Genomic DNA, 11,099 nt, shown 5'->3' on the forward strand with positions numbered 1-11,099 from the left:
GAAAAGAGAGCGGGGGACCTTTGCTACCGCTCTCCAAAAGAGAGTGACAGCAAAGGTCCCCCGCTCCCCGCGCGCTACTTGCGCTTGATCATGCTCCGAACCTTCTTGATGGTCTGCTCGAAGTCGGAGTCGAACGGGTTGTCGTGCACCAGGTACGTCCACGTCGTGTTCGCCCGCCGCACCCCCGCGTCGCCGAGGTCGATCCCGTTGTCGGTGATCTCGGCCTCCTCGAGCGTCTTCGCCGCCCGCTCGGCCGCCTCCGGGATGATCTTGTGGAACTCGGGGATCGCCGCGCGGTGGAACTCGTCGATCGGCGTCTCCCGCGCCAGCGCCCGCAGGTGGATGCTCTCCCGCACGTCGGTCAGGAACGCCAGGTGGTCCGACCACAGCTGGTCGATGTGGAACAGCAGCACCTCACGGCACAGCTGCTCGACGCGGGCCTCGTCGTCGACCTTCTCCGAAAGCTCCTTGAACTTCTCCGGGTGCGCCTTCTCCAGGATCTCCGCCGCGTGCGCCGTCCGCAGCACCTTGTCCCGGTGCTCCAGCAGCTCACCGCGCTGCCGCTCGATCAGTCGCGTGTAGCGCCAGGTGTTCCGGTGGATCTCCAGGTCGACACCCTCGGCGACGCGCTGCGCGTGGTTGATCTGCCGCAACGCCGCCGGGTCGACGATCTCACCGCTGCCCACGTCCGAGCTGATGCCCTCGGGGATGTCCGGCGCGTTCGACAGCACGAGCTCGTCGTTCAGGCTGGCGAAGAACACCGCGCTGCCCGGGTCACCCTGCCGCCCGGACCGGCCGCGCAGCTGGCCGTCCAGCCTGCTCGACGGGTAACGGGCGGTGCCGATCACGTGCAGGCCACCCAGCTCCACGACCTCGTCGCGGCCTTCGCCGTCCTTGCCGCCCAGCCGGATGTCGGTGCCTCGACCGGCCATCTGGGTCGAGACGGTGACCGCGCCCTTCTTGCCGGCGTCGGCGATGATCGCGGCCTCCTCGGCGTCGTTGCGCGCGTTGAGCACGACGCATTCGAGGTCGACCTTCGCCAGCTTCTCGGCCAGCTCTTCGGATTCGGCGACGTCCTGGGTGCCGACGAGGATCGGCCGCCCGGTCTCGTGCACCCGCCGGATCTCCTCCTCGATCGCGCGCAGCTTCTGCGACGGCGACCCGAAGATCCGGTCTTCCTGGTCTTCACGGATGTTCGGCGTGTTCGGCGGGATGACCGCGACCTCGAGCTTGTAGAACTCGCGCAGCTGCTCGGCGACCGCGACCGCGGTACCGGTCATACCCGCGACCTCGGGGTAGCGCGCCAGCAGCGCCTGCACGGTGATCGAGTCGAGGATCTCGCCCCGGTCGGTCGCCTTGACCTGCTCCTTCGCTTCGACGGCGGCCTGGAGACCGTCCGGCCAGCGCTGGAGTTCGGCGACGCGGCCGCGCGCGGCGTTGATCAGCTGCACCTTGCCGTCGCGCACGAGGTAGTCGACGTCGCGGGTGAGCAGCGCGTGCGCGTGCAGCGCCACGTTCACCGCGGGCAGCCTGTCCGAGCCCGTCTCGTCGTAGAGGTTGATGTCGTCGCCGAGGGCCTTCTCGACCACCGAAGCGCCGGCCTTGGTCAGCCAGGCGTTGCGGCCGTCGGCGTCGGTCTCGTAGTGGAGCCCGAGCCGCAGCCGCCGGACGATGTTCGCGACCTCTTCGTCGGCGTCGGTGTGGTCGATCGATCCGGCCATCACCAGCGGCACGCGGGCCTCGTCGACCAGCACGGAGTCCGCCTCGTCGACGATCGCCACCTCCGGCTCGCGCTGGACGAGGTCTTCTTCGCGCGTCACCAGGCGGTCGCGCAGCACGTCGAAGCCGATCTCGCTGACGGCGCCGTACGTGACCTCCTTCGCGTACGCCTCGCGGCGCTCGTCGCGGGAGTGCGCGGGCTCGACCCAGCCGACGGAGACGCCGAGCAGGGCGTAGATCGGGCCCATCCACTCCGCGTCACGACGGGCGAGGTAGTCGTTCACCGTGACGACGTGGACGTGCTTCCCGCGCAGGGCGTACCCGGCACCGGCCAGCGCACCCGCCAGCGTCTTGCCCTCACCGGTCTCCATCTGCACGATATGCCCGCTGAGCAGGCCCATCGTGCCCAGCAACTGGACATCGAAGGCGCGCTCGCCGAGCGCCCGCCGCGCGGCCTCGCGACCGAGCGCGCAGACCTCGATCAGCTGTTCGTTGCCGAAGGAAGCGGCTTCCCGAAGCTTGCCGGCCCGCTCTGTCAGCTCCTCGTCGGAGAGCTTCTCCAACTCGGGCTCGAGCTTCTCGATTGCCGGCAGCAGCGCTTCGTAGCGGGTCAGCTCGACGCTGCCCGGCCGCTGGATGATCCGGCGCAGCTTCTTGCCCACCCGGCTGATCAGTGCTGCCACCCCTGTGCTCCCGTCTGCTCTTCTGCCGTCCGCACCCGTATCACCAACGCAGTGGTGGTGCGGCCGAGTTCCACGGCCGATGGCACGATCCAACCGTGTCCACTCATGTCAGCGCCAGGTCCCGTGCCCGCCGATTCGCCGCGATCACGCTGTCCGGCCTGCTCGCGGTCACCGTCGCCGCGTGCTCGTCGGGAGAGGGTAGAACCCAGCCGCCGCCTCCGGCCACCGAGTCGCACGCTCCGACCGGACCGGTGCCCGCCGGACTCGAGAAGTTCTACGGACAGAGCCTGACCTGGGCCGACTGTGCACCCTACGCGACATCCGATGACGCGAAAGCGGCGTTTCGAGTGAAGGACGCACAGTGCGCCCGGCTCACCGTCCCGCTCGACTACGCGAAGCCCGAAGGCGACTCGATCACGCTCGGCCTGCTGCGCCGGAAGGCGCTGGATACCGACGAAAGGATTGGGGCGCTCGTGGTCAACCCCGGCGGCCCCGGCGCCTCCGGGATGCAGGCCGCGGCCGGTCTCGCCTCCCGGACGGCGACGAACGAGCTGGGCAAGCGCTTCGACATGGTCGGTTTCGACCCGCGAGGCATCGGCGCGAGCCAGCCGCAGGTCCGCTGCCTGACCGACGCCGAACGCGACGCGGACCGCGCGGACGACAGCGAGACCGACGGCTCACCCGAGGGGGTGAAAAAGCAGGAGGCCGAGTCGCAGGACTTCGCGGCGAAGTGCGCCGAGCGGACCGAACACGGCCCCGCGATGCTCGCGAATCTCGGCACGCGTGACGTCGTCAAGGACATGGACATCCTGCGATCGGTCCTCGGCGAGCCGAAGCTGAACTACCTCGGCTACTCCTACGGGACGCGGATCGGATCCGCCTACGCCGAGGCGTTCCCGGCGAACGTCCGCGCGCTGGTGCTCGACGGGGCCGTCGACCCGGAGCAGGACGCGGTGGAGTCGCTGGTCGCGCAGGGACAGGGTTTCGGCAAGGCGTTCGGGGAGTTCTCGAACTGGTGCGCCGCGCGTGAGGACTGCGCCCTGGGGCGCGACGCCGCCGGCGCGACGAAGGCGTTCCAGGACCTGGTGCGCCCCCTGATCGACTTCCCGGTGCCGGTCAGCGACGGCCGGAAACTGTCGTACGAGGACGCGACGACGGGCGTGATACAGGCCCTCTACCAGGAAGATCTCTGGGAACCGCTGAACACCGCGCTCAACGACCTGAAACGCCAGCGCGGCGACGGCCTGGAAAAACTGGCCGACCTCTACAACGAGCGCGGCGCCGACGGTCGCTACGGGACGACGCAGGACGCCTTCGTCGCGATCCGCTGTGTCGACGACCCCCGGGTCACCGATCCGGCGAAGATCCTCGACGCGCAGAAGCGGTACGCGCAGGCGGCGCCGTTCCTCGACGACGGCAAGCCGGACGGGGCCGCGCGTGACTCCTGCGCCTTCTGGCCCGTTCCGAACACCTCGGAACCGCATCAGCCGAACGTCGAGGGCTTGCCGAAGACGCTGGTCATCTCGACCACGAACGACCCGGCGACCCCGTATCAGGCGGGCGTCAACCTCGCGAAAGCGATCAAGGGAGCTTTGCTCACGTTCGAGGGGAACCAGCACACGGTGTTCCTCCAGGGCGTGTCGTGCGTCGACCGGATCGGCATCGACTACCTGGTGAACGGCACCCTGCCGGACGAGGGCACGCGCTGCGCCGCCAAGTAACGAGTTCGGCGCGAAGGGCCTTGAGCGGCCGGGACGCTGCGAAGATCGCGAGATGAGCCTTCGCCGCGTTCCGGCCGTGCTCGTCGTCGCCGTGCTGGTCGCCTCCTGCACGACGCAGCAGCCACAGCCCGCGCCGTCGGCATCGCCGACCACCACTGCGTCGCCGACTCCGGACCCGAAGGCACTCGAGAAGTTCAGCAAGCAGGAGCTGGCGTGGGGCGCGTGCGCGTCGTTCAAGGACAAGGCGTTCGACTGCTCGAAGCTCACCGTGCCGCTCGACTACCTGAAGCCGGACGGCGACACGATCTCGATCGGCGTCCTCCGGCACAAGACGAAGAGTCCTGGCAAGCGGATCGGCTCCCTCGTGCTCAATCCGGGTGGCCCCGGTGGCTCGGGCGTCTCGGCCGCGGCGCGGATCGCGAAGTCCCGGCCCGCGGCGGCGCTGGCCGAGCGTTTCGACATCGTCGGATTCGATCCGCGTGGGGTCGGGACCAGCGAGCCGAAGCTCGTCTGCCTCACCGATGCCGAACGCGACGCGGACCGCGCGGAAGATTCGGAAAGCGACTCGACGCCCGCCGGGATCGCGAAGCAGCTCGCCGATGCCAGGGCGTACGCCGCGAAGTGCGCCGAGCGCACGAAGCACGGCACAGAGCTTCTCGCCAACATCGGGACCAGGGATGTCGTCCGCGATCTCGACGTCCTGCGCTCGGCCCTCGGCGACGAAAAACTCACCTACCTGGGCTTTTCGTACGGAACGCAGATCGGGACCGCCTATGCCGAGGCATATCCGGACAAGGTGCGGGCGCTGCTCCTCGACGGCGCGGTCGATCCCGAACTCGACACCGCCGAATCGCTGGTCACGCAAATGGCGGGGTTCCAGAACACGTTCGCCGAATTCGGCAAATGGTGCGCGGCTCGCCCGGATTGCGCGCTCGGCCGTGACGCGGACGCGGTGACGAAGGCGTTCCAGGACCTGGTCCAGCCGCTGATCGCCGACCCGGTGCCCGCGGGGAACCGCAAGCTCTCGTTCGAGGACGCCATCACCGGGACCAGTGCCGCGCTGTACTCGCAGGACGCGTGGAAATTCCTCAATGACGGGTTCACCGAGCTCAAGCGGGGAAGTGGCAAGACACTGGTCGCGCTCGCCGACAACTACTACGGCCGCGAACCGGACGGCCGGTACACCGGCATCCTCGACGTGTACTTCGCGGTCCGTTGCGTCGACAGTGCGCGGATCGCCGACAGACGCGTCATCGACGACGCTCACCAGCGGATGCTTCAGGGCGCGCCGTTCCTGACCGGCGGCACCCCGGACATGAGCGAGCTGGACATCTGCTCGGTGTGGCCGGTGCCCGCGACATCGGAGGTGCACAAGCCGGATGTCGACGGCCTGCCGAGGCCGCTGATCATCTCGACCACCGACGACCCGGCGACCCCGTATGCGTCCGGGGTGAACCTGGCGAGGGACCTCAAGGGAGCTTTGCTCACGTTCGAGGGCGCGCAGCACACCGTCTTCCTCGACGGCAACGAGTGCGTCGACAGCGCCGGTCTCGCCTACCTGATCGATGGCGAACTGCCCGCCCCCGACACCCGGTGCCCCTAGCGGGGGAGCAAGGGACCTTTGCTACCACCGACCCCGCTGACCAGGCATTTCCCGCCCAAAAGGGAGCAGGGGACCTTTGCTACCGCCCGGCCCCGACCACCACCGCGTTATGCCTGGTCAACGCCAGCTCCAGCATCACCGCGAACTCCTCCGGCTTCGTCGGCGGCACCTGCAACCACACCCGCACCAGCCGCCGCGGCTCGTCCCGCGAAATCCACAGCTTCACGAACACGTCGGACTTGATCTCCGGCACGATCCCGCCGATCACCGCGGACGGCACCTTCGCGGCGATCCGGAACGAATCGGTGTCCTGCACCCGCTCCCACCGCTCGCCCCGCAACTCGGTCGCCCCGGTCAGCAGCCGCCGAAGCCCACCTTCAGGCCCGAGCATCGCTTCAGGCGTGTACGGCGGCGAAGCGGCAATCACCCGCTCCCCGCCGGGCCCGCTGAGCGTGATCTCCGAGCCGGACAACCGGTAGTCGACCTTCACCCGTTCGAAGTCGTCCTGCAGATCAGCCTTGCCGACCGCACCACCCTCGAGACTGACTTCGCCGTCGAGCCCGCGCACCGGCAACCCGGTGACGACACCGTTCACCCCGAGCGTGAACCGCACGCTGCGCAACGAGACGAGGGAGTCGGCCGCCGCGCTCACGTAGTCCTGGGCAGGCGGCAGCGGGGGAGACCCCGCGCAGCCGCCGATGAGCCCGACCGTGAGCAGCAGCGCCGGCACGAGGTGACGGCAGCGCATGGCCAGAGCCTATGGCCATGGCCCGAATCTTGCGCACAGTGTCCTTCCGGCCGCTTTCGCCGAACGCCGCCGCCGATGACGCTGTATCCGTGCAAACCGAGACCCGTCTCCACCGCGCGTGGTTCGTCGCCGCCGCCGCGTTCATCGCCCTGCTCGCCGCCGCCGGCTTCCGCGCGGCCCCCGGCGTGCTCATCGACCCGCTTCACAGCGAATTCGGCTGGTCACGCGCGACGATCGCGTCAGCCGTCTCCGTGAACCTCGTCCTCTACGGACTCTTCTCGCCCTTCGCCGCGGCTCTCATGGAGCGCTTCGGCATGCGACGCGTCGCCTCGACGGCGTTGTTCGTCGTCGCGATCGGAGCGGGCGGCACGGTGTTCATGAACGCGAGCTGGCAGCTCATCCTCTGCTGGGGCGTCCTGGTCGGCGTCGGCACCGGCTCGATGGCGATGAGTTTCGCCGCCACGGTCGCCGCCCGCTGGTTCGTCCGCAGCCGCGGCGTCGTCACCGGCGTCCTCACCGCGGCGGGCGCCACCGGCCAGCTGATCTTCCTGCCGATCGTGGCGAACCTCGCCGTCGACGAGGGCTGGCGGACGGCGTCGCTCGTCATCGCCATCGCCGCGCTGGCCGTCGTTCCCGTCGTTCTCCTGGTGGTCCGCGATCACCCGTCCGACGTCGGAACGACCGCCTACGGAGCGGAGCCAGGCGAAGTCGCTCCCGTCGCCCGCACGGGTGGTTCCGCCCGCCGCGCGCTGTCGGTCCTCGGTTCGGCGGCACGCACGAGGACGTTCTGGCTGCTCGCCGTCGGCTTCGCGATCTGCGGCGCCACGACGAACGGCCTGGTCAGCACGCACTTCGTGCCCGCGGCGCACGACCACGGCATGCCGCAGACGACCGCCGCCGGTCTGCTCGCCCTCGTCGGCATCTTCGACGTCGTCGGCACGATCGCCTCGGGCTGGCTCACCGACCGCGTCGATCCCCGGATCCTGCTCGGCGTCTACTACGCCCTTCGCGGCGTTTCGCTCGCTCTGCTCCCGCAACTGCTCAGCGGAACGGTGGAACCGAGCATGTGGGCGTTCATCGTCTTCTACGGCCTCGACTGGGTGGCGACGGTTCCGCCCACTGTCGCGCTCTGTGTCCGGCAATACGGCGCCGCCGGGCCGATCGTCTTCGGCTGGGTCTTCGCCAGCCACCAGCTGGGAGCCGGTCTCGCGGCCTTCGGCGCCGGCGCGATCCGCGACGCGTCGGGCAGCTACGCGCTCGCTTGGTACATCGCCGCGAGCCTCGCCGTGCTCGCTTCGGTCGCTTCGCTGTCGATCACCAAGGCGGCCAAGCCCGAGCCGGTCCTCGTGGGGTGATCCACCACTTCCGGTCGATCGGCGCGTCGCGAAACATGTCGTTAACACGTTCTCGTTAGGGTGCGGCCATGGATCGCCAGCAGGAGTTCGTGCTCCGTACCTTGGAAGAGCGCGACATCCGTTTCGTCAGGCTCTGGTTCACGGATGTGCTGGGGTTTCTCAAGTCCGTCGCGGTGGCGCCGGCCGAGCTCGAAGGCGCCTTCAGCGAAGGCATCGGCTTCGACGGATCAGCCATCGAAGGATTCGCACGCGTCTACGAGTCGGACATGGTCGCGAAGCCCGACCCCGCCACGTTCCAGGTCCTTCCCTGGGAGACCCCGGACGGCGGTCCGTACTCGGCGCGCATGTTCTGCGACATCGCGATGCCGGACGGCTCCCCGTCCTGGGCGGACCCGCGGCACGTCCTGCGCAGGCAGCTCTCGAAGGCGGGCGAAGCAGGCTTCACCTGCTACGTCCACCCTGAAATCGAGTTCTTCCTGCTCTCGAACCTGCCGGACGACGGCAGCGAGCCCGAGCCCGCGGACAACGGCGGCTACTTCGACCAGGCCAGCCACGCGACCGCGACACACTTCCGCCGCCACGCCATCGAGACACTCGAAGCGATGGGGATCTCGGTCGAGTTCAGCCACCACGAGGGCGCGCCCGGCCAACAGGAGATCGACCTCCGGTACGCCGACGCGCTGACCATGGCCGACAACGTGATGACCTTCCGTTACGTGGTCAAGGAGGTCGCGCTCACCCAGGGGGTCCGCGCGACCTTCATGCCGAAACCCTTCACCGACCAGCCGGGCTCCGGCATGCACACCCACGTGAGCCTGTTCGAGGGCGATCGCAACGCCTTCTACGACGCGGAAGACCCGTACGAGTTGTCCGCGACGGGCAAGGCCTTCGTGGCGGGGCTGCTGCACCACGCGAAGGAGATCTCGGCGGTCACCAACCAGTGGGTGAACTCCTACAAGCGGCTGATCAGCGGCAGCGAGGCCCCGACCACCGTTTCGTGGGGCCGCGCCAACCGTTCCGCGCTGGTCAGGGTGCCGATGTACTCGCCGGGTAAGGCGTCGTCACGCCGCGTGGAGATCCGCACGCTCGACTCCGCGTGCAACCCCTATCTGGCGTACTCGGTCATCCTGGCCGCCGGTCTCAAGGGCATCGAGAAGGGCTACGAGCTCCCGCCGCCCGCCGAGGACAACATCTGGCAGCTGTCGGACGCCGAGCGCCGTGCGGCCGGATACGCCCAGCTCCCCCAGAACCTCGGGGAGGCACTGGCGGAGATGGAAAAATCGGAACTTCTGCCCGAAGCGCTCGGAGAGCACGTTTACGACTTCTTCCTTCGCAACAAACGTGTTGAATGGGATAACTACCGCAGCGCGGTGACCCCGTACGAGCTGCGGACTCTGCTTCCGGTTCTCTAGACGAAGGAGACCTGATGGTGCGGCGGCCGGTGTTCGGAGTTCTGACGGCGTTGGTCGCCGCGACCATCGCGGCGAGTGCCGCACCAGCGGCATCGGCCGCCGGAACGGCACTCGATCTCGACGCCGCCGACATCCCCGCGCTCCAGGCCCGGATGTCCTCCGGTCGGCTGACCGCGGTCGGCCTGACCTCGGCCTATCTCGACCGCATCCACAAGGTCGACCGGAAGGTGAACGCGGTCATCGCGGTCAATCCGGCCGCGATCGCGCAAGCCGCGGAGAGCGACGTCCGGCGCCGCGCCGGCAAGACACGCGGACCGCTGGACGGCATCCCGGTCCTGGTGAAGGACAACGTCGACACCCGCTCCCAGCAGACGACGGCGGGGTCGCGCGCCCTGCGCAGCAAACCCGCGAAGGACGCGACACTGATCCGCCGCCTGCGCGACGCGGGCGCGGTCGTCCTCGGCAAGGCGAACCTGTCCGAGTGGGCGAACTTCCGCGCCGCCAAACCCACTTCCGGGTGGTCGGGCGTCGGTGGGCAGACGAACAACCCGTACGTGCTCGACCGCAACCCGTGTGGGTCGTCCGCCGGATCCGCCGCGGGTGTGGCCGCGTCACTCGCCCAGGTGGCGATCGGCAGTGAGACCGACGGCTCGATCGTCTGCCCGGCCGGGATGACCTCGACCGTGGGCCACAAACCGAGCCTCGGCCTGGTCAGCCGCACCGGCGTGGTGCCGATCTCGGCCGAACAGGACACCGCCGGCCCGATGGCCAGGCACGTCGTCGACGTCGCGCTGACCCTGTCCGCGCTCCAAGGCCGCGACCCGAGCGACCCCGCCACCGGCACGTACCCGCCGAACCAGCCGACCGACTACGCCGCGCACCTGCGGCCCGGCGTGCTGAAGGGCTCCCGGATCGGGCTCTGGCGCCTGCCGGTCCTCGGCCCGGACGTCGAAGCGGTGATGACGAGGACCAAGAACTCGCTGGTCAAAGCGGGCGCCGAGGTCGTCGAGGTGACGCCGCCGTACCAGGCCAGGCTTGGCGAACTGGAGTTCCCGGCCCTGCTCACCGAGTTCCACCGCGACATCGATCGCTACCTGGCCACGCGGCCCGAAGGCCCGCGCGACCTCGCCGCGCTGATCGCCTACAACCGGTCCGACCCGCTGGAGCAGACCTGCTTCGCCGGACAGGAACTCTTCGAACAGGCACTCGCCGCGCCCGGCCCGTCCGACCCCACCTACCAGGCGAACCGCCGCGAACTGACCGATCTGGCGAAACGCTCCATCGACGAGACCCTCGCGAAGTACCGCCTCGACGTCATCGCCGCGCCCACGAACCCGCCCGCCTGGAAGACCGACTGCAAGACCGGCGACAACGACGTGATCCCGTCGTCGACGCCGGCCGCGGTCTCCGGCTATCCCGCGGTGACCGTGCCCGCCGGTTTCGTCGGCGAGCTCCCGGTCGGGGTTTCGTTCATGGCGGGGCAGTGGACGGACGCCCGAGTGCTCGCCTACGCGGCCGACTTCGAACGCGTCGTCCCCGCCCGCAAACCGCCTCGTTACCTGAAGACCGTCGGATGACGGGGGTTTGTACCGGCTGACCTGCGGCGATGTCGTTAAGTGACCCCCCTGTTTTCGGGGGGTTCCGGGGCATGTAATCTTCTCTTCGTCGCCAGGAACACCGGGCCGCCGGGGCCGAAAGCCCCGAGGTCAGGAACCAGGGCCGAGCGGGTTGACACCGCGAACCGGACCAGGTAACGTTCAGCGTCGGCCCACGAGCGGCCGCCGACCCCCTACGACTAAGACCGTAGGATTCGGCATGCTCGACCAAAAAGCTTGTGAATATCGCTTTGAAACAAAGC

General features: G+C 69.0%; 7 protein-coding genes. 5 read left to right on the forward strand and 2 right to left on the reverse strand.

Features of this window, described 5'->3' with window-relative positions:
• Nucleotides 1-74: 74 nt before the first annotated feature.
• The gene (gene secA2 / locus AB8M46_RS18120; protein ID WP_037331922.1) at nucleotides 75-2,402 is read right to left on the reverse strand and encodes an accessory Sec system translocase SecA2; all 2,328 of its coding nucleotides are present in this window, start codon (nucleotides 2,400-2,402) and stop codon (nucleotides 75-77) included.
• 149 nt (nucleotides 2,403-2,551) lie between these two features.
• Between secA2 and AB8M46_RS18125 the strand changes: the two genes are divergently transcribed.
• Nucleotides 2,552-4,123, forward strand: a complete 1,572-nt coding sequence (locus tag AB8M46_RS18125; protein WP_199754926.1) for an alpha/beta hydrolase — start codon at nucleotides 2,552-2,554, stop codon at nucleotides 4,121-4,123.
• A gap of 52 nt (nucleotides 4,124-4,175) precedes the next feature.
• Nucleotides 4,176-5,726, forward strand: a complete 1,551-nt coding sequence (locus AB8M46_RS18130; RefSeq protein WP_394360819.1) for an alpha/beta hydrolase — start codon at nucleotides 4,176-4,178, stop codon at nucleotides 5,724-5,726.
• Nucleotides 5,727-5,805: 79 nt separating this feature from the next.
• Here AB8M46_RS18130 and AB8M46_RS18135 read toward each other — a convergent pair whose 3' ends face one another.
• Nucleotides 5,806-6,474, reverse strand: a complete 669-nt coding sequence (locus AB8M46_RS18135; RefSeq protein ID WP_394360820.1) for an LppX_LprAFG lipoprotein — start codon at nucleotides 6,472-6,474, stop codon at nucleotides 5,806-5,808.
• A gap of 89 nt (nucleotides 6,475-6,563) precedes the next feature.
• Here AB8M46_RS18135 and AB8M46_RS18140 point away from each other — a divergent pair, with 89 nt between their 5' ends.
• From AB8M46_RS18140 to AB8M46_RS18150, 3 genes are all read left to right on the forward strand, one after another.
• Nucleotides 6,564-7,829, forward strand: coding sequence for an MFS transporter (locus AB8M46_RS18140; RefSeq protein WP_394360821.1), 1,266 nt, complete (start codon nucleotides 6,564-6,566; stop codon nucleotides 7,827-7,829).
• 68 nt (nucleotides 7,830-7,897) lie between these two features.
• Nucleotides 7,898-9,241, forward strand: a complete 1,344-nt coding sequence (gene glnA / locus AB8M46_RS18145) for a type I glutamate--ammonia ligase (RefSeq protein ID WP_016331613.1) — start codon at nucleotides 7,898-7,900, stop codon at nucleotides 9,239-9,241.
• Nucleotides 9,242-9,255: 14 nt separating this feature from the next.
• Nucleotides 9,256-10,818: an amidase gene (locus tag AB8M46_RS18150; protein WP_394360822.1), complete on the forward strand. Its 1,563-nt coding sequence runs from the start codon at nucleotides 9,256-9,258 to the stop codon at nucleotides 10,816-10,818.
• Nucleotides 10,819-11,099 lie beyond the last annotated feature (281 nt).

This window comes from Amycolatopsis sp. SB7-3 (assembly GCF_041021335.1).
Taxonomy (GTDB): Bacteria; Actinomycetota; Actinomycetes; order Mycobacteriales; family Pseudonocardiaceae; genus Amycolatopsis; species Amycolatopsis japonica.

Bases quoted from the DNA above. Each gene is read 5' to 3' on its own strand.
- AB8M46_RS18150 (WP_394360822.1), top strand. From the start codon at position 9,256: ATGGTGCGGCGGCCGGTGTTCGGAGTTCTGACGGCGTTGGTCGCCGCG.
- AB8M46_RS18130 (WP_394360819.1), top strand. From the start codon at position 4,176: ATGAGCCTTCGCCGCGTTCCGGCCGTGCTCGTCGTCGCCGTGCTGGTC.
- AB8M46_RS18135 (WP_394360820.1), bottom strand. From the start codon at position 6,474: ATGCGCTGCCGTCACCTCGTGCCGGCGCTGCTGCTCACGGTCGGGCTC.
- glnA (WP_016331613.1), top strand. From the start codon at position 7,898: ATGGATCGCCAGCAGGAGTTCGTGCTCCGTACCTTGGAAGAGCGCGAC.